This window comes from Micromonospora sp. NPDC049275 (assembly GCF_043197115.1).
Lineage (GTDB): Bacteria > Actinomycetota > Actinomycetes > Mycobacteriales > Micromonosporaceae > Micromonospora.
Map to the genome: position 1 here is coordinate 1 of NZ_JBICSN010000023.1, position 23301 is coordinate 23301.

A 23301-nucleotide genomic window follows, 5' to 3' on the forward strand; every position below is an offset into this window, starting at 1 on the left:
AAGCTAAGCCCTCCAGCGCCGATGGTACTGCACTCGTGAGGGTGTGGGAGAGTAGGACACCGCCGGACAATCTTTCAGAAAAGCCCACCCCTTTCCGGGGTGGGCTTTTCTGCATTTGCGCGCCTGGCACCGGCGCCCCCGATCGTGGAGGCCCCGACACCGGAAGGGCGGGATCAGTCGCGGGTCTGCATGTCCCCGCGAAGGTCGCGGAACAGGGCGCTGGCGTCGGTCACCGACCTACCGGGGAACATCGCCATCACGACGCTGCCGTGGTCCGCCCAGCCGCACACCGCGAAGTCGCCGCCGTCGCCGCTGGTGCTGCCGCACTTCATGACGCCGCCCAGGTCACCCGCGGGCACCTCGCGGAGGTCTGCCACTGCCCCGGTCTCGTCGGACATCAGGCCGAAGAGGCTGTCCAGGTCGCGTTCGGGCTGCCAGAGCAGCGTGGTGCCACCGAAGATCAGCACCGAGCGCTTGTCGTCGGCCGGATCGCGGTAGACGGTGCCGAAGCTACGGTCCAGCTCGATGTCGGCGGCCAGGCCGCTGCGCAGATAGTCAGCCGTGCTCCTGGCCCGCTCGCTGTCGTCCCGGGTCAGCCCCGCCACCTGGTCGGGCGAACTCAGCCGGGTGTCCTTCTGCTGCGCCACGCGCCACCCGCCGACCCCCAGCACACTCGCACCCGCGAGACCGACGACCAGCGCGACCGTCCAACCGATCTTGCGGCGCCGGGACCAGCCGCCGGACCGCTCGTCGGGGTCGCCCCCGGTGTCCCGGGTGCTCAGCTGGATCGGCTCCTCGGTCAGCTCGACCGGCTCGCGACTGTCGTCGAGCGAACGTTGGGTGAGATGTGCGTCGGACATAGCCGACACCGTACGCGAACGACAGGTGGCGCACGTCAGGTCCGCGGAAGCCCTCCGTAGACTTGTCAGGTGACCGAGAGACTGGATGCCCGACGCCCCGACGCCCCGACCCTTGCCGGCCAGTATCAGCCCGGCGAGGTAGAGCAGCGACGGTACGAGCAGTGGGTAGCCGCTGGGCACTTCCGGGCCTCCTCCGACAGCGACAAGCCCCCCTTCACCATCGTCATCCCCCCGCCGAACGTCACCGGCTCGCTGCACATGGGCCACGCGTTCGAGCACACGCTCATGGACGCGTTGACCCGGCGCAAGCGGATGCAGGGCTTCGAGGCGCTGTGGCTGCCCGGCATGGACCATGCCGGCATCGCCACCCAGAACCTGGTCGAGCGTCAGCTCGCCGCCGAGGGCCTCTCCCGCCACGATCTCGGCCGGGAGAAGTTCGTGGAGCGGGTCTGGCAGTGGAAGGCCGAGTCCGGTGGCGCCATCCTCGGCCAGATGCGCCGCCTCGGTGACTCCGTCGACTGGGACCGGGAGCGTTTCACGATGGACGCGGGGCTGACCCGCGCCGTCCAGACGATCTTCAAGAAGCTCTTCGACGACGGCCTCATCTACCGGGCCAACCGGATCATCAACTGGTGTCCGCGCTGCCTCACCGCGCTCTCCGACATCGAGGTCGAGCACACCGACGACGACGGTGAGCTGATCTCCATCCGCTACAGCGACGAGGTCGTGGTGGCCACCACCCGGGCCGAGACGATGCTCGGTGACACCGCCGTGGCGGTGCACCCCGACGACGAGCGCTACCAGCACCTGATCGGCACCGAGGTCGAGCTGCCGCTGACCGGCCGCCGGATCCCGATCGTCGCCGACGCGCACGTCGACCCGAGCTTCGGCACCGGCATGGTGAAGGTGACGCCCGCGCACGACCCGAACGACTTCGAGATCGGCCAGCGCCACGACCTGCCCGCGCTGACAGTGATGGACGAGCGCGGCGTGATCACCGTGCCCGGCCCGTTCGAGGGACTGGACCGGTTCGAGGCGCGGCCGGCGATCGTGGCCGCCTTGCGTGAGCAGGGCCGGATCGTCGCCGAGAAGCGTCCGTACGTGCACGCGGTCGGGCACTGCTCCCGCTGCAAGACAACTGTCGAGCCGCGGCTGTCGCTGCAGTGGTTCGTCAACACCGCCCCGCTCGCGCAGGCCGCCGGCGACGCGGTCCGCGACGGCCGGGTTCGCATCGAGCCGGCCGAGTTGGCCAAGCGCTACTTCGCCTGGGTCGACAACATGCACGACTGGTGCATCTCCCGCCAGCTGTGGTGGGGGCACCGCATCCCGGTCTGGTACGGCCCGGCGGGCGAGATCGTCTGCGTCGGCCCCGACGAGGAGGCGCCGACCGGGGAGGGCTGGCACCAGGACGAGGACATCCTGGACACGTGGTTCTCCAGCGGCCTGTGGCCGTTCTCCACCCTCGGTTGGCCCGAGCAGACCCCGGACCTGGCGAAGTTCTACCCGACGAGCGTGCTGGTCACCGGGTACGACATCCTGTTCTTCTGGGTCGCCCGGATGATGATGTTCGGCCTCTACGCGATGGACGGCCGGCCGCCCTTCGACGTGGTCGCGCTGCACGGCATGGTCCGCGACCAGTTCGGCAAGAAGATGTCGAAGTCGTTCGGCAACGTGGTCGACCCGCTGGACTGGATCGACAGGTACGGCGCCGACGCCACCCGGTTCACCCTGGCGCGGGGCGCGAACCCCGGCCAGGACGTGCCGGTCAGCGAGGAGTGGTGCCAGGGTTCGCGCAACTTCTGCAACAAGCTCTGGAACGCCACCCGGTTCGCCCTGATGAACGGCGCGCACACCACGGGCGACCTGCCGCCCGTCGAGCAGCTCTCCACCGTCGACAGGTGGATCCTGTCCCGGCTGGCGCACGTCACCGCCGAGGTCGACGAGCAGTTCGAGGCGTACGAGTTCGCCAAGGTGTGCGACCTGCTCTACCACTTCGCCTGGGACGACGTCTGCGACTGGTACGTGGAGCTGAGCAAGCCGGTGCTCGCCGAGGGCGGCGAGCGGGCCGACGCCTCCCGGCGGGTGCTCGGGCACGTGCTCGACCAACTGCTGCGGCTGCTGCACCCGGTCATCCCGTTCGTGACCGAGGAGCTGTGGGTCGCGCTTACCGGTGGCGAGACGGTGCAGGCCGCGGCCTGGCCGGTGGCCGACCGGTCGCTCGTCGACGACGCCGCCGAGGCCGAGCTGGCCGGCGTGCAGCGGGTCGTCACCGAGATCCGCCGGTTCCGTTCCGACCAGGGGCTGCGCCCGACGCAGCGGGTGGCCGCCCGCCTGGACGGGCTGGCCGGGGCCGGCATCGCGGCCCACGAGCCGCTGATCCGGTCGCTGGTGCGGCTGGACGCGGCCGGCGACGACTTCCAGGCCAGCGCCACGCTGGCCATGCCCGGCGCGGTGGGTGTCGCGTTGGACACCCGGGGGTCGATCGACGTGGCCGCCGAGCGGGCCCGGCTGACGAAGGACCGTGCCGCGGCCGAGAAGGAGATCGCGCAGGCACGGGCCAAGCTCGACAACCCTGCCTTCATCGGCAAGGCCCCCGAGCCGGTCGTCGCGAAGATCCGCGAACGGCTCGCCACCGCCGAGGCCGACCTGGTCCGGATCACCGCTGCTCTGGAGACACTGCCCTCGTGACCGACCGTACCGATTTCGCCGCCGCCGAGGCCGAGCTGAACGCCCGCGGTTTCACCCGCATGGTCTTCGAGCTGGACCGCATCGAGTCGCTTCTCGACCTGCTGGGAAGCCCGCAGCGGGCGTACCCGTCGATCCACCTGACCGGCACCAACGGCAAGACCTCCACGGCGCGGATGATCGACTCGCTGCTGCGGGCGTTCGGGCTGCACACCGGCCGGTACACGAGCCCGCACCTGGAGACGGTGCGGGAGCGGATCAGCCTGGACGGCGAGCCGGTGAGCGAGGAGCGGTTCGCCGCGGTGTACCGGGAGATCAAGCCGCTGGCTGAGCTGGTCGACGCGCGGTCGGACGAGCCGCTGACGTACTTCGACATGACCACCGCGCTGGCGTTCGCCACGTTCGCCGACGCGCCTGTCGACATCGCCGTGGTCGAGGTGGGCCTCGGCGGCGCCGAGGACGCCACGAACGTCATCCAGGCCGGGGTCTGCGTGATCACCCCGATCGGCCTCGACCACACCGAATGGCTCGGCGACACCCTCCAGGACATCGCACTGGCCAAGGCCGGCATCATCCATCCGGGCGCCACGGTGATCGCCGCGGCGCAGGAGGAGGAGGCCGCGCGCCCCCTCCTCGAACGCTGCGCCGAGGTGGGTGCCACCATCGCCCGCGAGGGCGGCGAGTTCGGGGTCCTGAGCCGGGCGGTCGCCGTCGGCGGGCAGGTGCTCAAACTGCAGGGCCTCGGGGGCGTCTACGACGACGTGTTCCTCCCGCTGCACGGCGCGCACCAGGCGCAGAACGCCGCGGTGGCGCTCGCCGCGGTGGAGGCCTTCCTGGGTGCCGGGGCCCGGCGGCAGTTGGACGTCGAGGCCGTCCGGGAGGGCTTCGCCATGGCCAGCTCGCCGGGCCGGCTGGAGCGGGTCCGCAACGCCCCGACGGTCCTGCTCGACGGCGCGCACAACCCGCACGGCATGGCCGCGACAGTCACCGCACTGCAGGAGGAGTTCGCGTTCAGCAAGCTGGTGGCGCTGATCGGCGTGCTCGCCGACAAGGACGCGAGCAGTCTGTTGGAGTTGCTGGAGCCGGTGGCCGACGTCGTGGTGGTCACCCGCAACAGCTCGCCGCGGGCGATGCCGACGAAGGAACTCGCCGCGCTGGCCGCCGAGATCTTCGGCGAGGAGCGCGTCGAGGTGGCCGAGGAGATGCCGGACGCGATCGAGCTGGCGGTCGCGCTGGCCGAGGAGGACGTCCCGGGCGAGCTCAGCGGCGTCGGGGTCCTGGTGACCGGTTCGGTGGTCACGGTGGCCGACGCGCGCCGGCTGTTCAAGCGATGACCGGCCCGGAACCGGACCCGCACACCACGAAGGACCCCGCCGAGGCCTCGGCGGGGGAGCCGGGCGTCGGCCCGGCGCGGCGGTCCGGGCTGCGCAACCCGGAGCGGGCGGTACGCGGCCTGGGCGCGGGAACGCTCAGTCTGGAGGCGCTGGTGCTGCTGCTGGCCATCCAGCCGATCCGGGTGGTCGGTGGCGACCTCGGCGGGGCGGCAATCGCGGCGGTGGTGGCCCTGGCGGTGGCCGCCGTCGTGCTCGCCGGCACGATGCGCCGCCCCTGGGCCTGGCATGCCGGCACGGTGCTGCAGGGCCTGCTGATCCTGGCCGGTCTGCTGCACTGGTCGCTGCTCGTGCTGGGCATCATCTTCGCCCTGGTCTGGGCGTACGCCCTGCACGTCCGCCGGGTCATCCTCGGCTGACGGTCCGGCCGGGTCGGGTCAGGCGTCGGCCCGTTCGCGCCACTGGGTGAGGGCGATGCCGTGCCCGTCCGGGTCCCGGAAGGCCGCCGCCCACACCTCCAGCCTGCTGCCCCGGTTGACCACCCGGGGCGCGTACGTGAAGCGGACGCCGGAGTCACGCAGCCGGCCGTACGCCGCCTCGATGTCGTCCACCTCGAGGTTGACGTGTACCAGCCGGCGGCTGATCGGCGCCGCCCCGGTCACCTCGCGCAGCACCAGCCGGGTCGTGCCGGAGGCGAGCACGGCATTGCCGGCGCCCTGGTCGACCTCGGTGAAGCCGAGCATGTCGCGGTAGAAGCCGAGCGACCGGGACAGGTCGGTGACCAGCAGGGTCAGGCCGACACCGCTGATCGGGCCGGCCGGATCAGCGGCGGACGCGCCGTCGTACCCGAAGATCGCCTCGTCCAGGGCCTCGGCGGTGACGGTCTCGCGGGCCGTCCCGGTCGGGGTCGGATCGTCCAGTGGCAGGTCCAGCGGGTCCAGTGGGTCCATGGCGACCGGGCCGGTGCGCTGCGCCGGAGCTGGGTCGACGCGCGGAGCACCGGGCGGTTCGAGGCGGTCCTCGGCCTTCGCGGGCCGGTCGTCGGGCCCCGGGCCGAAGCGGTCGTCGGGCCCCGGGCCGAAGCGGTCGTCGGGCCCCGGGTCCACGCGGTCGGCGGGCCCCGGGTCGAAGCGGTCGGCGGGCCCCGGGTCGAAGCGGTCGCCTGGTCGGTCGACGCGGTCGTCGAGCGGGTCGGGGCCGGGCTGGTCGAAGTGCTCCTCCGCCGGCGGGCGTGGGGCGGGAGTGGCGCGTCGGGGCAGCCCCGGGCCGCTCTGCGGCTCGACGACTACGCCTTCGAGCACCACCGGGCCGCCCGGGCTCTGGCTCATCACCACAGGCTCGCGCTCGTCGGGGACGACCGCCGGGTCGTCGCGCAGCGGGTCCGGGCCGCGCGGGTCGCGGAACACGTCGGGGCCGCGCGGGTCGCGGAAGGGATCGCCGTCGCGGGCGTCGCGGAACGGGTCACCGTCGCGGGCGTCGCGGAACACCTCACCGCCACGCGGCTCACGGAACCCCTCGCTGTCGCGCGGATCCCGGTAGTCGTCACGAAAGTCGTCTTCCGTCGCGCGGTCCGCCCACGGAGGGGCGTCCTGCTGGATGAGCACGTCGTCCACGGCGTCGATGTCGCCGAACTCCGGTGGCAGGTCGCCGACGGCCGCGGCGGTCTCGGCGTGGGTGGGCACCTCGTCCCAGAGAACCTTGACGTGCCGCTGGTCGTCCAGCGCGACCCGGATCGGCAGGGTCTGACCCAGCGACGGCCACTTGGAGACCGGCACCCGCGGCTCGATGATCTTCTTGGATCGGGGCGGCAGGCCGGGCGCGTCGATGACCAGTTGCAGCTCACACCGGCCGAACGCGTACTGGGTGGGTGGTTCGGAGGCGCTGTGCACGTGCGCCACGCCGACCACCCAGGTGCGCCCGCCGCCGCGCACGGTGGCCAGCGCGATCGCCAGCACCAGCAGGGCGACCCCGAGAGCCACGATGGCCCAACTGGGCATGCCCAGCCCGAAGACGACGACGAAGGTGGCCACGGTGCCCAGCACCACGCCGACCAGCTTGCGTACCGGCGCGATGGGTCGGTTCCCGCCATTCGCCACAGTGGACCTCCCGGGGTCAGGGCCAGGCTAGGCCGGATCGGCCACCGGGCGAAAGGCCGGCCGCCGCGCCGGCGCCGGGACCGGGTCGCTACGCTGACCGTACCGATCCCAGGCGTTCAGCGTGCACAGGAGGAACCCAGCGTGTCCAGCAACAGTCCGGATGAGCGCAGCCTCGTTCTGATCAAGCCCGACGCGGTCCGCCGTGGCCTGGTCGGCGAGCTCCTCTCCCGCTTCGAGCGCAAGGGGCTGCGGATCGACGCGATGGTGCACCGGACGATGGATGCCGCGCTCGCCGACGAGCACTACGCCGAGCACGTCGACAAGGCGTTCTACCCGCCGCTGAAGGACTTCATGACGGGCGGCCCGTTGGTCGCCCTGGTGCTCTCCGGCGACCAGGTCATCGACGTGGTCCGCGGGCTGGTCGGCGCCACCGACGGCCGCAAGGCCGCCGCCGGCACGATCCGGGGTGACCTGTCGCTGTCCAACCGGGAGAACCTGGTGCACGCCTCCGACTCGACGGACAGCGCCAAGCGCGAGATCGCGCTCTGGTTCCCCGAACTGGGCTGACGCTGAGCTGAGCTGACGCGACACGGTCAGGGCTGACGCCCGGTGCCGGGCTGACGCGACACGGTTTGGGCCCGCCGACGGCACCGGGATTCAGTCGACCGGCGGCAGTTTCGTCGGGTTGCCGACCACGTAGATCCCGGTGATCCGTCCGTCGGCCGCGGCGATGGTCAGCGTGTACCGACTGCCGTCCGCGCGCATGATCCACACGGCGGGTTCCCCGTTCAGCTCGACCGGACGCACGGTCATGGGGCGGCGGCCGGGGCCGTAGATCCCGGCGTAGAACCGGGCGATCCGGTCCGCGCCGGTGACCGGGTTTCGGGCGGCCCGGACCCGACCACCGCCGTCGTTCCAGGCCGTGGCGTCCGCCGCGACCAGGCCGGTGAGCGTCGCCAGGTCACCGTCGCGGGCGGCGGCGAGGAACGCGTCCAGCAACCGTTCCCGTTCGGCCCGGCTGGCGGTGAAGCGACGCTGCTCCTGATGGACCCGGGTGGTCGCCCGGTGATGGAGTTGGCGGCAGTCCTCCGGGGTCCGGTCCAGGATCTCGGCGATCTCGGCGTACGGCAGGTCGAAGGCGGTGTGCAGGACGTACACCGCCCGCTCCGGCGGGGTGAGCCGCTCCAGGACGTGCAACAACGCGGTGGAGAGCGAGTCGCGCAACTCCGCGCGGTCCAGCGGCCCGAACGGCGAGGGCGCGGTCGGCACCGGCTCGGGCAGCCAGGTGCCGACGTACGTCTCGCGGGCCGCCTGCCGGGACCGCAACCGGTCCAGGGCCAGCCGGGTGACCACCCGGGACAGGTACCGGCGGGGTTCCTCGACCGCCGACCGGTCCACGCCGACCCAGCGCAGGTACGCCTCCTGGAGCACGTCCTCCGCGTCGTGCCGGCTGCCGAGCAGCCGGTACGCGAGCCCGAGCAGCATCGGCCGGTGCGCCTGGAGCGCACCGGCCGCCTCTGCCGCCTCGGTCGTCACACCTGCGCCGGGGGCTCCGTGTGCGTCGTCACGGCGATGCGATTCCACACGTTGATTGTGGCGATCGCGAGGACCAGATCCGCTAGTTCCTTCTCCGACCAGACCTTCGCGGCGGCGTCCCACACCTCGTCCGACACTCCGTGCTCGCCGAGCCGGGTCACCGCGTCGGTCAGCGCCAGCGCGGTCTGCTCCCGCTCGTCGAAGAGCGACAGTGCCTCCCGCCAGGCGGACACCGCGAACAGCCGCCGGCTCGACTCGCCGGCGGCGAGGGCGTCGCGGCTGTGCATGTCCACGCAGTACGCGCAGCCGTTCAGCATCGACGCCCGCAGCTTGACCAGCTCCAGCACGGTGTGGTCGACGTTCGCCTGGACGTACTTCTCCAGGCCCGACACGGCCTGGTATCCCTGCGGCGCGACCTCGAAGAGCTTCATTCGTTGCATGACCAACTCCCTGTTCGATCCGACACCGCTACGACGCGGGAACCGGGGCGTGCCGTGACAATCGCGGCGGTGACCCGGGTCACGTCGCCGGGGCGTGTCGTCCGGACAACAGGCGTTCCGACCGCGGACATCCGGGCCGCCGATCGCGGTCATCTCCGCCCGGTAGACCGACGGGGTCAACCCATGACCGGGAGGAAGCATGACCGAGCTTGATCGACGTACCCTGCTGCGTGCCGGCCTGGTGGCCGGGGCCGGAGTCGCCGGCGGCGCGTTGCGGGGCGGCGCCGGCGCGAACGCCGCTCCGGCCTGGCGCCCGGCGGGACGCCCCGTGCTCACCCACGGTGTGCAGAGCGGCGACGTGACAGCCGATTCGGCGCTGGTCTGGACGCGGGCCGACCGCCCGGGTCGGATGCTTGTCGAGGTGAGCCGGCGGCCCGACTTCCGGGGCGCGCGGCAACTGCGTGGCCCGGTGCTCGGCCCGAGCACGGACTTCACCGGCAAGGTCCGGCTGCGGGGCCTACCGGACGCCGAGCGGCTGCACTACCGGGTCCGGGTGGAGAGTCTGGAGCGGCACGGAGTGGTCAGCGAGCCGCTGACCGGGTCTCTGACCACCGCACCGGGCCGGCACCGGCGGCGCGACGTGACGTTCGTCTGGACCGGTGACATCGTCGGGCAGGGCTGGGGGATCGACAGCAACTTCGGCGGACTGTCGATCTTCCGGGCGATGCGGGAGACGCGTCCGGACTTCTACCTGTGCAGCGGCGACACCGTGTACGCCGACGGCCCGCTTGTCGAGTCGGTGACGCTGCCCGACGGGCGGATCTGGCGCAACCTGGTGACCCCCGAGAAGAGCAAGGTCGCCGAGACGCTCACCGAGTACCGGGGCCAGTTCGCCTACAACCTGCTCGACGCGCACCTGCGGGAGTTCGCCGCGGCGGTGCCGCAGATCAACCAGTGGGACGACCACGAGGTCCTCAACAACTGGTACCCGGGGGAGATCCTGGACGACCCGCGCTACACCGAGCAGCGGGTCGACGTGCTCGCCGCGCGGGCCGCTCAGGCGTTCCACGAGTGGCTGCCGGTGCCGGACAACGGGCCGCTGTACCGGCGGATCCCGTACGGGCCGCTGCTGGACGTGTTCGTGCTCGACATGCGGACCCACAAGGACCCGAACGACGGCAACACGTACGCCGACCCGAAGCGCGGTCTGCTCGGCCGCGAGCAGCGGGAGTGGCTGATCCGGGAGCTCAAGCGGTCCACGGCGACCTGGAAGGTGATCGCCAACGACCTGCCGATCGGGGTGGTGGTGCCGGACGGTCCGACCGCCCAGGAGGGCGTCGCGCAGGGCGACCCGGGCGCACCGGCCGGGCGTGAGCTGGAGTTCGCCGAGGTGCTGCGGGCCACCCACCGGGCCGGCGTGACAGGCATGGTCTTCCTCACCGCCGATGTGCACTACTCGGCCGCGCACCACTACGACCCGTCCCGCGCGGCGGTCGGTGACTTCACCCCGTTCTGGGAGTTCGTCTCCGGACCCGCGCACGCCGGTGCGTTCGGCCCGAACGCGTTGGACGGCACGTTCGGCCCGCAGGCGGCCTTCGTGCACGCCCCGCCGCAGGCCAACAGCTCACCGGCGGAGGGCTTCCAACACTTCGGCGAGGTGTCCATCGACGGAGAGTCGGCGGCCCTGACGGTCCACCTGCGCGACCGCGACGGCGCCTCGCTCTGGAACACCACCCTCCCGGCCCCGTAACCCCACCCCCTTTCGGTCGATCATGAAGTTGTTGTCACGACACGCCGCTGTGACGGGCAACAACTTCATGATCACCGGGGCGGGGCGGGGCGGGGCGGGGCGGGGCGGGGCGGGGCGGGGCGGGGCGGGGCCGGGCGGGGGTTAGAGGGTTTCTAGGGAGGCTCGGCGGCGGGATTCGGCTTCGAAGACCCTGAGCAGGGCGGCGGCCAGGATCGCGTACCCGACGCCGATGGCCAGTTCGGCGGCGAGTTGGGGCGCGGCGGCCCGGAAACCCTCGCCGGCGACAAGCCGGCGGGCCGCCTCGGCCGCGTGGGTGATCGGCAGCAGCTCGCCGGCGACCCGCATCCAGGCCGGCAGCCCGGCGGCCGGCACGTTCACCCCGGTCAGCAGGAGCAGCAGAGCCACCGACACGTTGGAGACCAGCCAGACGTCGCGGAACCGCAGCCCTATCGCACCAAGCGTCAGGCCGAAGAACCCGCAGGCCAACGCCGCCACCGCCAGGGTGAGCAGCAACCCCGGCAGCGCGTCGACGGGCACCCGCAGGCCCAGCAGCAGCGAGGCTGCGGTAAGCGTGGTCACCGCGATCAGCAGCCCGTTTCCGGCGTACGGCAGGACCCGACCGAGGAACACCGCGGTGCGGCTGCGGGGGGAGAGCAGTACGTGGCCGAGGGTCCCGAAGCGCCGTTCGTTGGAGACGGCCATGGTGCCGCCGAACACGCAGGCCAGTGAGGCCGCCAGCACGGCGTTGCCGGTGATGTAGAAACCGTCGTCGGCGACGCCGAGCTGTCGTCCCAGGTAGGCGAAGAAGAGCAGTTGGAACAGCGGGCCGACGAGCAGCGTGCCGACGAACATCGCCGGGGTGGTCCAGTTGAACAGGGCACGGTAGGCGATCACGCCACCGGTGCCGATCAGGCGCAGCAGTGCGGTCATCGTCGCCTCCTCAGGCCAGGGCGAGGGTGGCCGCCGCGCGGGCCCGCCGCTCGACGTGGGTCATCATGAGCGCGCCGAGGGCCAGGCAGGCCAGGCTGATCGCCAGGCAGATGCCGAGCGAGGGCCAGACCGGTCCGCTGCCGGTGGCCGCCTCCCGGACCGCCCGCGCTCCCCACGTGGTGGGCAGCACGGCGCCGATCGGGCCGGTCCAGCCGGGCAGGGCGGTGATCGGGATGAGCATCCCGGAGACCAACCAGATGGGGTACTCAAGCGTGTTGGTGAGCGCGTTGGCGTTGCGCAGCAGCACGAACGTCGAGGCGAGCAGCAGGCCGAACATTCCGAGCCCGATGATGCAGCCGGGCACCGCCACCGCGAACGCCAGCGGGTCGGCGAAGGTCAGCCGGATGCCGTACAGCAGGCGACCCCAGGCCAGGGTGGCGAGCATGGCGTACGTGCCGGTGAGCGCGGTCGCGAGGGTGATCGGCAGCACCACCAGGGCCGGCGGCCGGGGCGCCAACATGATCATTTCCAGGGTGCCCTGCCAGCGCTGGTTCTGGATGGCGCCACCCGAGCCGAACAGCACCGACGACCAGATGCCCATCAGCCCGGCCCCGACGGCGGCCTCCAGCAGCCGACCCGGCTCACCGCCGGCCCGGAACAGGTAGACGGCAAGGGTCGCCTGCACCACCGGGACGATCAACGCGGTGGCGATCTCGAACGGTGAGCGGCTGAGCTGCTTGGCGTGCAGCAGCGCGCCGACGGCGATCATGCGCAGCGTCCTCACACCCCCACCGCCTCGGCGGGGCGGGCCTGCGCGTCGACGCGGTTGACGATCGCCACGTACGCGTCCTCCAGGGTGGGTTGCCGGGCCGTGACCCGACCCAGCCGCACCCCGTCCAGCGCCCGCAGCACGTCCGCCTGCACGTCCACCCCCGCGTCGGACTGCACGGTCAGCATCTGCGCCGCGCCCGCGACGACGACGCTCGCCTCACGCACCCCCGGCAGGGCGTGGATGGCGGCGAGCTGCGAGTCGCCCACCCCGTACGCCTCCACCTCCAGCACCTGCCGGCCGTCGGCGTGGTGCCGCAACTCGGCAGGGGTGCCGAGGGCCTGGATCGTGCCGTTCGCGATCACGGCGATCCGGCCGCACAGCTCGTCGGCCTCGGCCATGTAGTGGGTGGTGAGCAGCACTGTGGTGCCGGTGGCGGCGAGGTCGGCCACTGTCTGCCGCAGTTCCCGGGCCGCCACCGGGTCCACCCCGATCGACGGCTCGTCGAGGAACAGGACACTCGGCCGGTGCAGCAGGCCCCGGGCGATGTGCAGCCGCTGCCGCATGCCCCGCGAGTAGCCCTCCACCCTGTCGTTCTCCCGGCCGGTCAGCCGGACCAGCTCGAACAGCTCGGCGATCCGCCGCTTCTGCTCGCGCCCCGGCACGCCGTACAGCTCGGCGAAGTAGCGCAGATTGTCCCGCGCGGAGAGCCTGTCGTACAGGCCGCGGTCGCCGCCGAAGACGTACCCGATCCGCCGGCGTACCTCCCGGGTCTGCCGGACCACGTCGAACCCGCAGACCCGGGCCTCGCCGGCGGTCGGGATGAGCAGCGTGTTCAGCAGCTTGATGGTCGTCGTCTTACCAGCGCCGTTCGGCCCGAGCAGGCCGAACAGCTCCCCGTTGCCGACCGTCAGGTCGACGCCGCGGACCGCCTGGACCTCCCGGCGCTGGGGTCGTAACCACCCGGTACGGCTGCGGTACGTGCGGCGCAGCCCGACCGCCTCGATCGCGTGTTCGCTCATCCCCGGAGGCTAGGAGTGGCCGGGGCGGGTGGGAAACGAATTCGGGCCGGGCCGAATCCTCAGGCCGAGGCGGACGTCGGCCCGTCGCCGACGAGCTGTACCAGGGCCACGCCGGCCGGCTCCAGGCCGTACAGCACCCGACGTCCGACCCGGCGGCGGTGCACCACGCCGGCGGCGAGCAGCGCGGAGAGCTGCTCCGAGACGGTGCTCGGGGCCAGTCCCAGGGTCGCGGCCAGACCGGCAGTGGTCGCCGGTCTGGTCAACGCCCGCAGCACCTGGGCCCGGCCCCGGCCGACAAGCACCGCCAACCGGTCGGTGGTCGGTGCGGCCGGAGACGCCGAAGCCGGCGTGCCCTCGGCGAGCAGCACCGCCCCGCGGGCCTGGTAGGAGACGGCGACGATCTCCGGATGATCGGTGGAGCAGGTGAGCGCACCCCGCGAGAAGATCAGCGGAACGAGCAGCAGTCGCTGGTTCACGGCCTCGAAGCGCTGCTCCAACGGCTTCTTGAGCGTCAGCACCGGCTTCTCCCAGTGCACCCGTTCGTGCAGGTCGGCAAGCAGCGCGTCCGGGCCGTCCGCGGCGAGCGCCCGCGCCCGGTGCAGCACCTCCTCGTCCAGCGCCGCCCGCATCGCCGGCCACCACGGCGCGATGGCCGCGTCCCAGTACGCCTCGATGCCCTCGGCGAGTCGGTCCAGCGCGGCCTGCCGGTCCGTCACGAACGGGCTCAGCCACCCGGGCAGGTCGTCCAGGCGGTGGTAGCGGGGGATCTGCTCGGCGATGACCTCGCCGGGCGTCGCGCGCAGCTCGGCGAGCTGCTCGCCCAGCGTCGGCGCGGCGGACGTGGGGACCGGGCTGAGGAAGTCCGGCGCCCGCGAGCCGACGCTCAGCAGCCGGACCGGTGCGGTCGCCGGCACCTCGGCGAGGACCCGCCGGGCGTGCCGCGCCCAACCGGTGTACGGCCACGGCGCCTCGCCCGGATTGCGCTTGAGCACGTACAGGCTCGTCAACACCTCCCACAGCGGGCTGGTGGCGATCCGGGTGCGGGCCAGCGTCGGCTCGTCCAACTCGATCCGGATCACCCGGCAAGCCTAGGGTCCCCCCGCGCGCCATTACTCGGCGGCGCGGCGGTGGGCGGGTCGAGTATCGTTGAGCACCGTAAGGCGATGACCCGGCCATCACCGGTGAGCCTCCGGAAGAACAGCCGGGCAACCGGCCCAGTAGAACCGGACGGGTGCGGCCCGTCACAGCCGGCAAATGAGCGGGCGGTCGATCCTGACCGCCAAGCGGGGTGGTACCGCGGACCACCCGGGAGCGCCGTTTTCCAGGCGTACCCCGGACGGTTCGTCCTCGCAGACCCACGTTGAGTGAGCTGCATGAGGAGAGCGACCCCCGATGGCCTATCCGTTGCACGACCCGACCGCCGCCGGTGTCCCGGCGAGCCCGGACCTGCCCGCGGTCGAGCGCCGGGTGCTGGAGCACTGGACGGCCGACAAGACCTTCGAGGCGTCCGTCGAGGCCCGGCCGGCCGGTGACGACGGTAAGAACGAGTACGTCTTCTACGACGGCCCGCCGTTCGCCAACGGCCTGCCGCACTACGGCCACCTTTTCACCGGTTACGTCAAGGACGTGGTGCCGCGCTACCAGACCATGCGCGGCCGGCACGTCGAGCGGCGCTTCGGCTGGGACTGCCACGGCCTGCCCGCCGAGGTGGTGGCTGAGAAGCAGCTCGGCATCACCAGCAAGGCCGAGATCATCGACCTGGGGGTGGCCCGGTTCAACGAGGCCTGCCGCACCTCGGTGCTGGAGTTCACCCAGGACTGGGAGCGGTACATCAACCGGCAGGCCCGCTGGGTCGACTTCGCCAACGACTACAAGACCCTCGACCTGGACTACATGGAAAGCGTCATGTGGGCCTTCAAGACCCTGCACGACAAGGGTCTGATCTACGAGGGCTTCCGGGTGCTGGCGTACTGCTGGCGCTGCGAGACGCCGCTGTCGAACACCGAGACCCGGATGGACGACGTCTACCGGGACCGGCACGACCCGACCCTGTCGGTGTGGTTCGGGCTGACCGCCGACGAGTCCGCGCCGGAGCTGGTGCGCGGGCCGGTCCGGCTGGGCGTCTGGACGACCACGCCGTGGACGCTGCCGTCGAACCTGGCGCTCGCCGTCGGGCCGGACATCGAGTACGCGGTGCTGGAGCGCGACGGCGACCGGTACGTGGTCGGCGCGGCGCGGCTGGCCGCGTACGCCAAGGAGTTGGACGGTTTCGAGCAGGTCGGCACGGTGTACGGCCGGGACCTGGTCGGACGCCGCTACACGCCGCTGTTCGACTTCCTCGTCGAGCAGGCCGGGGAGAACGCCTACCAGGTGCTCGGCGCGGAGTTCGTCACCACCGAGGACGGCACCGGGATCGTGCACCTCGCCCCGGCGTTCGGTGAGGACGACCAGAACGTCTGCAACGCCGCAGGCATCCCCACCATCGTCACTGTGGACGACCACACCCGGTTCACCGCGCTCGTCCCGCCGTACCAGGGTGAGCAGGTCTTCGACGTCAACAAGCCGGTGATCCGGGAGCTGAAGGAGCGGGGGGTGGTGCTCAAGCAGGACACCTACACCCACTCGTACCCGCACTGCTGGCGCTGCGACACCCCGCTCGTCTACAAGGCGGTGTCGTCGTGGTTCGTCGCGGTGACGACGTTCCGGGACCGGATGGTCGAGCTGAACCAGGAGATCAACTGGACGCCCGGCCACATCAAGGACGGCTCGTTCGGCAAGTGGCTGGCCAACGCCCGGGACTGGTCGATCAGCCGGAACCGGTTCTGGGGCTCGCCGATCCCGGCGTGGAAGTCCGACGACCCGAACTACCCGCGCCTGGACGTCTACGGTTCGCTGGCCGACATCGAGCGGGACTTCGGCGTACGCCTGACCGACCTGCACCGGCCGGCGGTGGACGACCTGGTCCGCCCCAACCCGGACGACCCGACAGGTCAGTCGATGATGCGCCGGGTGCCGGAGGTGCTGGACTGCTGGTTCGAGTCCGGGTCGATGCCGTTCGCCCAGGTGCACTACCCGTTCGAGAACGCGGACTGGTTCGAGCACCACTACCCGGGTGACTTCATCGTCGAGTACATCGGGCAGACCCGCGGCTGGTTCTACACCATGCACGTGCTGGCCACCGCGCTGTTCGACAGGCCGGCGTTCCGCAACTGCCTGAGCCACGGCATCCTGCTCGGCTCGGACGGGCGCAAGATGTCCAAGAGCCTGCGCAACTACCCGGACGTCTACCACGTCTTCGACTCGTACGGCTCGGACGCGATGCGCTGGATGCTGATGTCCTCGCCGGTGCTGCGCGGCGGGGACATGGCGGTCACCGAGACGCTCATCCGCGACGCCGTCCGGCAGGTGCTGCTGCCGCTGTGGAACGTCTGGTACTTCTTCTCGCTGTACGCCAACGCGGACGGGTACCAGGCGCGGCGGCGCACCGACTCGACGCACCTGCTCGACAGGTACATCCTGGCGAAGACCAACGAGCTGGTGTCGACTGTCGGCACGCAGATGGACGCGTACGACATCTCCGGCGCCTGCGCCACCGTCCGGTCCTACCTGGACGCGCTCACCAACTGGTACGTGCGTCGCTCGCGGGACCGGTTCTGGTCCGGGGACGCCAACGCGTTCGACACCCTGTCGACGGTGCTGGAGACGCTCTGCCGGGTGGTGGCGCCGCTCGCGCCGCTGACCGCGGAGGAGATCTGGCGTGGGCTGACCGGGGAACGGTCGGTGCACCTGACCGACTGGCCGGAGGCGAGCGAGTTCCCGGCCGACCACGACCTGGTCGCGGCGATGGACAACGTGCGGGCGGTCGCCTCGGCGGCGCTGTCGCTGCGCAAGGCCAAGGGCCTGCGGGTACGGCTGCCGCTGTCGACGCTGACCGTGGCCTCGCCGGCGGCGGAGCAACTGCGACCGTTCGCCGACCTGATCACCGACGAGGTGAACGTGAAGGCGGTCGAGTTCAGCGCGGAGCTGTCCGAGTACTGCCAGCAGGTCCTGACCGTGGTGCCCCGGGCGCTCGGCCCGCGCGTGGGCAAGCAGGTCCAGCAGGTGATCAAGGCGGTCAAGGCGGGCGACTGGGAGCTTGTCGACGGCGCCCCGGTGGCCGCCGGCGTCACCCTGGCCGAGGGCGAGTACGAGCTGCGTCTCGTGGCGGCCGACGCCGAGCACTCCGCGCCGCTGCCCGGCGGCGAGGGTGTGGTCGTGCTGGACACCGAGGTCACCCCGGAGCTGGCGGCCGAGGGGCTGGCCCGCGACGTGGTGCGGGTGGTGCAGCAGGCCCGCCGCGACGCCGACCTGGACGTGTCGGACCGGATCGTGGTGTCGGTGTCGGCGTCCGAGGAGGTGCGCGCGGCAGTGAGCGCGTACGTCGACTTCGTCGCCGGTGAGGTGCTGGCCGACTCCATCGACTTCGCCGAGGGCCTCGACGGTTTCGCCGGCGAGGTGGGCGAGGGTGAGCGGGTGACTGTCACCGTCCGCCGGTCGTAGAGCGCGGGTGCGGACGCCTCGACACCTCCGTCCGGGAGGTGTGGAGGCGTCCGCTACCGTGACACCGCCTGCTCGCACCTCATCTGCCGGAGGACCAGTGCCCCTGCTCTACACCATCGGCAAGCTCACCGTGGCGCCCACGCTGCGGTTGGCGTTCCGCCCGACCGTGGAGGGTCTGGAACACGTGCCGGAGACCGGCGGCGCCATCTTCGCCGGCAACCATCTCTCGGTGGCCGACGAGCTGTTCCTCGGCACTGTGGTGCCCCGACACCTGGCGTTCTGGGCCAAGTCGGAGTACTTCAAGGGCACCGGTGTGAAGGGCGCGTTCTCGAAGTTCGTCCTCACCGGTCTGGGCGCGATCCCCGTCGAACGGGCCGGTGGGCGGGCCGCGCTGTCCGCGTTCGACGCCGCCGTTCCGGCGCTGCAGGGCGGTGACCTGGTGGTGGTCTACCCGGAGGGCACCCGATCCCCGGACGGCAAGCTCTACCGGGGGCGGACCGGCGCGGCCCGGCTGGCGATCTCCGCCGGTGTGCCGATCATCCCGGTCGGCACGATCGGCACGGACAAGGCCCAGCCGATCGGCGCCCGGGTGCCCCGCCCCGGCAGCGCCAAGATCACCGTCCGGTTCGGCAAGCCGCTGGACTTCACCGGTCGCCCGGACGACCGCACCTCGCTGCGCCAGATGACCGACGAGGTGATGAGCGAGATCCAGAAGCTCACCGGCCAGGAGTACGTCCCGCGCTACGCCCCGCCGCGCGCCCACCCGGACCCGACCCGCGACGCCTGACCTCGGGGCTACCGCGTTCGCCGACGCTACGCGTTTGCCGGCGGCAGGCCAGCGCGGCGCGCGGGTGGGGCTCAGCTCTTGGGCTGGACGATCTGGCTGCGCAGGGTGTTCAGCAGGTCGGCGCTGTCGGGGACGGAGAGCCGCGTGAACACCCCGGTGGCGATGCTGCCGTGGTCGACCGAGGTGCACACCACCACGTCACCGTCGGCCGGCCGGCCGATCGCGCAGCGCTCGTGCCGACCTCGCACGCTGGTCTGCACCGTCTCGGGCGCCTCCAGCGCGTAGCGGTCGGTGAGCCGGGCGATCTCCGCCTCCGCGTCCGCCTCCGGGTTCAGCCGGAAGCCGGTGCCGCCGAAGACCGTCACCTGCTTGCCGTCCGCCGTGCCGTAGACGCCGGCGAACGTGTCCTCGGCCAGCCAGTGCTCCTGGCGTACCTCGTTCTCCAACTGTCGGGCCGTCGCGGCACTGCCGTCGTCCTGGCGCAGGCTCAGGTCGACGACCTGCTCGGGCAGGGCGGCGCGGGCCGGGTACTGGGACGAGATCGGTAGGCCGTAGTAGGCGGGGCACCCGCAGCAACAGGCCAGGGTGAGCAGCAGCAGCCACGGCCAGCGACGTCGACGGCGGACCGGGACCGGAACGTACCCCCTGGGGGCTTCCCAGCCCGGTGGTGGCGTGACCGGCGGTGGCGTGGCCGACCGCCGACCCCGCTGCTTCGGCGCCCGAACCGGCGGCACCGGCCGGACCGGCGCGGTGGGCCGGGCCGTGCCGGGCTGAGCCGGCAGGGTGGGCCGTGCCGGCGGCACCGGATGGGCCGGCGGCACCGGGTAGGCGGGTGCCGGGTAGGCGGGCGACGTCGGATAGGCGGACGCTGCCGGGTGGGCGGGCGATGGCGAGACCGGGTGCGTGCCGACCGGCGGTGCGGGTGGCCCGGACCACTGCCGGGTCGACGGGGGCGCCGGGTAGTCCAGCGTCGGGGGCAGCGGGGGCAGTTCGGCGGAGGGCAGGTCCCAGCCTCCGGTGTCCACCCCGGCCCAGGGATCGACAGGGGTGCGGTGCTCGGGCGGCTGCTCGGGCAGGGGCGGCGGCGGAGTCGGCTCGGCCGACTCACCCCAGGCACGCCTGCGCGGCAGCGGGGGAGGGACCGGCGCGGACCCACTCCATCGGGGCGCGGGGACCACCGTGGGCGCGGCGGGGGAGTCCGCCGACCCGGCCTGGGCCGTCGGCCCCGCCTGGGCCTGGGGCTCCGGGGCCGTGGGGTCGGGCTGGGCCGCGGACGCCGGGGCCGTTGCCGGCTCGGCCGCGGGTTCCTGGGCCGTCGGCTCGGGCTGGGCCCCGGGTTCCTGGGCCGTCGGCGCTGGCTCGGCCGCGGGTTCCGGCTGGGACCGGGCGGTGGGCTCGGCCGTGGGTTCCGGCTGGTCGGGGGTGGCGGGCTGGTCCGGCGGTACGGGTGGGGAGGTCGACTCGTCGGCGACCGCCGGAGCGTCGTCCAGCTCCGGGCCCGGGGTGCGCCCGTCGGCCGGCCGTGCTCCCGGCTGGGGCTCCGGCATCGCGGCAATCTCCTCTCGCGCCGGTCCGAGGTTAGTACCGCGCCGCCACCACCGCCGCCCGGGCACCGAGACGGAGTGCGTGAACTGGTGGCCGGTCGGGCGGCATCGTGGCGTGCGCGCGGTCGCCGGCCGGTGGGCGCGTACCCTTGGGCATCATGAGTGCCCCGTCCACGACGCCGCGTGCGGCCGCGACCAATTCCGTCTGGCCCCGGCTCGAACCGCTGCTCCCTCAGGTCTCCAAGCCCATCCAGTACGTCGGCGGTGAGCTGGGTGCGGTGGTCAAGGACTGGGACGCGGCGACCGTGCGCTGGGCGCTGATGTACCCCGACGCGTACGAGGTTGGCCTGCCCAACCAGGGCGTGCAGATCCTCTACGAGGTGCTCAACGAGCTGCCCGACACCCTCGCCGAGCGGACGTACGCGGTCTGGCCCGACCTGGAGAACCTGATGCGCACGCACGGCGTGCCGCAGTTCACCGTCGACGCGCACCGGCCGGTGCGCGATTTCGACGTGTTCGGCATCTCCTTCTCCACCGAGCTCGGCTACACCAACATGCTCACCGCGATCGACCTGGCCGGCATTCCGATGCTGGCCGCCGACCGCACCGACGCCGACCCGGTGATCGTGGCCGGTGGGCACGCCGCCTTCAACCCGGAGCCGATCGCCGACTTCATCGACGCCGCCGTGCTCGGCGACGGCGAGGAGGCCGTCCTGGAGATCACCGCGATCGTCCGGGAGTGGAAGGCCGAGGGTGCCCCGGGTGGCCGTGACGAGCTGCTGCTGCGGCTGGCGCGCACCGAGAGCGTGTACGTGCCGCGCTTCTACGACGTCGACTACCTCCCGGACGGCCGGATCCAGCGGGTCGTGCCGAACCGGGCGGACGTGCCGTTCCGCGTGCACAAGCGCACGACGATGGACCTGGACGCGTGGCCGTACCCGAAGAAGCCCCTCGTTCCGCTGGCCGAGACGGTGCACGAGCGGTACGCGGTGGAGATCTTCCGGGGCTGCACCCGGGGCTGCCGCTTCTGCCAGGCCGGCATGATCACCCGTCCGGTGCGTGAGCGGTCGATCACCACGGTCGCGCAGATGGTCCGCGAGGGCCTGGAGTTCTCCGGCTTCAACGAGGTGGGCCTGCTGTCGCTCTCCTCCGCCGACCACTCGGAGATCGGCGACATGTGCTCGGGCCTCGCCGAGCAGTACGCGGGCACGAACGTCTCGCTGTCGCTGCCGTCGACCCGGGTGGACGCGTTCAACATCGACCTGGCGCAGGAGCTGTCCCGCAACGGGCGGCGTACCGGTCTGACCTTCGCCCCGGAGGGCGGATCGGAGCGGATCCGCAAGGTCATCAACAAGATGGTGTCGAAGGAAGACCTGATCCGGACGGTCGTCACCGCGTACAGCAACGGTTGGCGGCAGGTGAAGCTCTACTTCATGTGCGGCCTGCCCACCGAGACGGACGAGGACGTCCTCGAGATCGCCGAGATGGCGCACGAGGTGATCAGGGCCGGTCGGGCCGCCACCGGCTCCAAGGACATCCGCTGCACGGTCTCCATCGGCGGTTTCGTGCCGAAGCCGCACACCCCGTTCCAGTGGGCCGCGATGGACCGTCCGGAGGTCATCGACCACCGGCTCAAGATCCTCAAGCAGGCGATCAACTCGGACCGCTCGCTGGGTCGGGCCATCGGCTACCGCTACCACGACGGCGAGCCGTCGCTGATCGAGGGCCTGCTCTCCCGGGGCGACCGCCGGGTCGGCTCGGTGATCCGCAAGGTGTGGGAGAACGGCGGTCGGTTCGACGGGTGGAGCGAGCACTTCTCCTACCAGCGGTGGGTGGACGCGGCGGCCGAGACGCTGCCGGCGTTCGGGGTGGATCTCGACTGGTACACCACCCGGCAGCGCGAGGAGCTGGAGGTCCTTCCCTGGGACCACCTGGACTCGGGCCTGGACAAGGACTGGCTCTGGCAGGACTGGCAGGATTCGTTCAGCGAGTTCGAGCAGGACGACTGCCGGTGGACCCCGTGCTTCGACTGCGGTGTCTGTCCCTCGATGGACACCGAGATCCAGATCGGCCCCACCGGCAAGAAGCTCCTGCCGCTGACGCCGATCAAGGGCCTCAAAACCCCCACCGCCTGAGGAGCGAGACGATCAGTAAGAAAAACCAGCCGGAGGGCGGGCAGGCGCCTGTCGTTCAGCGCGCCCGCATCCGGTACGCCAAGCGCGGGCCGCTGCGGTTCACCTCGCACCGGGACTTCGCCCGGGCGTTCGAGCGTGCGCTGCGCCGTGCCGCCGTACCGATCGCCTTCTCCCAGGGCTTCACCCCGCACCCGAAGATCTCCTACGCCAGCGCCGCGCCCACCGGAGTGGCGAGCGAGGCCGAGTACCTGGAGATCGGCCTCCAGGCGCCGGTCGAGCCGGAGGCGCTGCGCGCGGCGCTGGACGCCGCGCTCTCGCCCGGGCTGGACGTGCTGGAGGTGGTGATCGCCGACGGTGGCAGCCTGGCGGACCGGATCGAGGCGTCGCACTGGCACATCGAGTTGCCCGAGGTCGAGCCGGTGACGCTGCGCGCGGCCGTCGACGCCTTCACCGCCGCCGACGAGGTGCTTGTCGAGCGGATGACCAAGCAGGGACGACGCACCTTCGACGCCCGCGCGGCGGTCATGTCGATCGATGTCATCTCCCCGACGCAGACGCCTTCCGGGGCGCCGGCCGTACCGTGTGCGATACTCGAACTGGTCGTGCGGCAGGTCACCCCGTCCGTACGGCCCGATGACGTCCTTTCCGGCCTCCGCGTGGTGGCCGACCTGGAGCCGCCGGTCTCGCCGAGGGTGACCCGGCTGGCTCAGGGCACGCTGACCGCGCAGGGTGCGATCGTGGATCCGTTGGATGCGGACCGCGGCGGGGCAGCCATCGTTGGGCACTGACCGACGGTCAGCGCTCTTGCAGGCAGACTTCGGCGGTCGCGCACCACGCGCGCCCGGCGGAAACACTTTTGCGGCGACCCTGCGTGGCA

General features: G+C 72.0%; 18 protein-coding genes. 9 read left to right on the forward strand and 9 right to left on the reverse strand.

Annotated elements, in window-relative coordinates; genetic code table 11:
* Positions 1-173: 173 nt before the first annotated feature.
* Positions 174-860 (reverse strand): hypothetical protein, encoded by a 687-nt coding sequence (locus ACGFIE_RS32745; RefSeq protein ID WP_393302202.1) that lies wholly within the window; start codon positions 858-860, stop codon positions 174-176.
* 69 nt (positions 861-929) lie between these two features.
* Here ACGFIE_RS32745 and ACGFIE_RS32750 point away from each other — a divergent pair, with 69 nt between their 5' ends.
* Genes ACGFIE_RS32750 through ACGFIE_RS32760 form a run of 3 tightly spaced genes read left to right on the forward strand, consistent with a single transcriptional unit; the run spans position 930 to position 5295 of the window.
* The gene (locus ACGFIE_RS32750) at positions 930-3548 is read left to right on the forward strand and encodes a valine--tRNA ligase (RefSeq protein WP_393302205.1); all 2619 of its coding nucleotides are present in this window, start codon (positions 930-932) and stop codon (positions 3546-3548) included.
* The gene (locus ACGFIE_RS32755) at positions 3545-4879 is read left to right on the forward strand and encodes a bifunctional folylpolyglutamate synthase/dihydrofolate synthase (RefSeq protein ID WP_393302208.1); all 1335 of its coding nucleotides are present in this window, start codon (positions 3545-3547) and stop codon (positions 4877-4879) included. Before ACGFIE_RS32750 ends, ACGFIE_RS32755 begins: the two co-directional genes overlap by 4 nt.
* Entirely contained in the window at positions 4876-5295 is a 420-nt protein-coding gene (locus ACGFIE_RS32760) for a DUF4233 domain-containing protein (RefSeq protein WP_393302211.1), read from the forward strand. The genes ACGFIE_RS32755 and ACGFIE_RS32760 overlap by 4 nt, the downstream gene beginning before the upstream one ends.
* An 18-nt stretch (positions 5296-5313) precedes the next feature.
* Here the strand turns inward: ACGFIE_RS32760 and ACGFIE_RS32765 are convergent, their stop codons facing one another.
* Entirely contained in the window at positions 5314-6972 is a 1659-nt protein-coding gene (locus ACGFIE_RS32765) for a VOC family protein (RefSeq protein WP_393302214.1), read from the reverse strand.
* A gap of 141 nt (positions 6973-7113) precedes the next feature.
* Between ACGFIE_RS32765 and ndk the strand changes: the two genes are divergently transcribed.
* Positions 7114-7539: a nucleoside-diphosphate kinase gene (ndk, locus tag ACGFIE_RS32770; RefSeq protein WP_393302217.1), complete on the forward strand. Its 426-nt coding sequence runs from the start codon at positions 7114-7116 to the stop codon at positions 7537-7539.
* A 90-nt stretch (positions 7540-7629) separates the two neighbouring features.
* Here the strand turns inward: ndk and sigJ are convergent, their stop codons facing one another.
* Together sigJ and ACGFIE_RS32780 are read right to left on the reverse strand one after the other, a co-directional pair.
* Positions 7630-8508 carry an RNA polymerase sigma factor SigJ gene (gene sigJ / locus ACGFIE_RS32775; protein ID WP_393302219.1) on the reverse strand — a complete coding sequence of 293 codons (879 nt, stop codon included), beginning with the start codon at positions 8506-8508 and terminating at the stop codon, positions 7630-7632.
* Positions 8505-8948, reverse strand: coding sequence for a carboxymuconolactone decarboxylase family protein (locus ACGFIE_RS32780; RefSeq protein WP_393302222.1), 444 nt, complete (start codon positions 8946-8948; stop codon positions 8505-8507). Before ACGFIE_RS32780 ends, sigJ begins: the two co-directional genes overlap by 4 nt.
* Positions 8949-9147: 199 nt before the next feature.
* Here ACGFIE_RS32780 and ACGFIE_RS32785 point away from each other — a divergent pair, with 199 nt between their 5' ends.
* Positions 9148-10698, forward strand: coding sequence for an alkaline phosphatase D family protein (locus ACGFIE_RS32785; protein ID WP_393302224.1), 1551 nt, complete (start codon positions 9148-9150; stop codon positions 10696-10698).
* Between the two features lie 141 nt (positions 10699-10839).
* On the opposite strand, the gene ACGFIE_RS32790 is transcribed toward ACGFIE_RS32785, so the two are convergent.
* The 4 genes from ACGFIE_RS32790 to ACGFIE_RS32805 are packed head-to-tail and all read right to left on the reverse strand — an operon-like array spanning position 10840 to position 14498.
* Positions 10840-11628 (reverse strand): ABC transporter permease, encoded by a 789-nt coding sequence (locus ACGFIE_RS32790; RefSeq protein WP_393302227.1) that lies wholly within the window; start codon positions 11626-11628, stop codon positions 10840-10842.
* 10 nt (positions 11629-11638) lie between these two features.
* Positions 11639-12397 carry an ABC transporter permease gene (locus tag ACGFIE_RS32795; protein ID WP_393302230.1) on the reverse strand — a complete coding sequence of 253 codons (759 nt, stop codon included), beginning with the start codon at positions 12395-12397 and terminating at the stop codon, positions 11639-11641.
* An 11-nt stretch (positions 12398-12408) separates the two neighbouring features.
* On the reverse strand, positions 12409-13419 hold the full coding sequence (locus tag ACGFIE_RS32800) for an ATP-binding cassette domain-containing protein (protein WP_393302233.1): 1011 nt from the start codon (positions 13417-13419) through the stop codon (positions 12409-12411).
* A gap of 59 nt (positions 13420-13478) precedes the next feature.
* The gene (locus ACGFIE_RS32805; RefSeq protein ID WP_393302236.1) at positions 13479-14498 is read right to left on the reverse strand and encodes an ArsR family transcriptional regulator; all 1020 of its coding nucleotides are present in this window, start codon (positions 14496-14498) and stop codon (positions 13479-13481) included.
* A 313-nt stretch (positions 14499-14811) separates the two neighbouring features.
* Between ACGFIE_RS32805 and ileS the strand changes: the two genes are divergently transcribed.
* The gene (gene ileS, locus ACGFIE_RS32810) at positions 14812-17958 is read left to right on the forward strand and encodes an isoleucine--tRNA ligase (RefSeq protein WP_393302238.1); all 3147 of its coding nucleotides are present in this window, start codon (positions 14812-14814) and stop codon (positions 17956-17958) included.
* Between the two features lie 97 nt (positions 17959-18055).
* The gene (locus ACGFIE_RS32815; protein WP_363689328.1) at positions 18056-18745 is read left to right on the forward strand and encodes a lysophospholipid acyltransferase family protein; all 690 of its coding nucleotides are present in this window, start codon (positions 18056-18058) and stop codon (positions 18743-18745) included.
* A gap of 71 nt (positions 18746-18816) precedes the next feature.
* Here the strand turns inward: ACGFIE_RS32815 and ACGFIE_RS32820 are convergent, their stop codons facing one another.
* On the reverse strand, positions 18817-20292 hold the full coding sequence (locus ACGFIE_RS32820) for a hypothetical protein (RefSeq protein WP_393302240.1): 1476 nt from the start codon (positions 20290-20292) through the stop codon (positions 18817-18819).
* A 155-nt stretch (positions 20293-20447) separates the two neighbouring features.
* Here ACGFIE_RS32820 and ACGFIE_RS32825 point away from each other — a divergent pair, with 155 nt between their 5' ends.
* Positions 20448-22424 (forward strand): TIGR03960 family B12-binding radical SAM protein, encoded by a 1977-nt coding sequence (locus ACGFIE_RS32825; RefSeq protein WP_393302243.1) that lies wholly within the window; start codon positions 20448-20450, stop codon positions 22422-22424.
* Between the two features lie 68 nt (positions 22425-22492).
* Complete coding sequence (locus ACGFIE_RS32830) at positions 22493-23212, forward strand: TIGR03936 family radical SAM-associated protein (RefSeq protein WP_393302331.1); 720 nt, start codon at positions 22493-22495, stop codon at positions 23210-23212.
* Positions 23213-23301 lie beyond the last annotated feature (89 nt).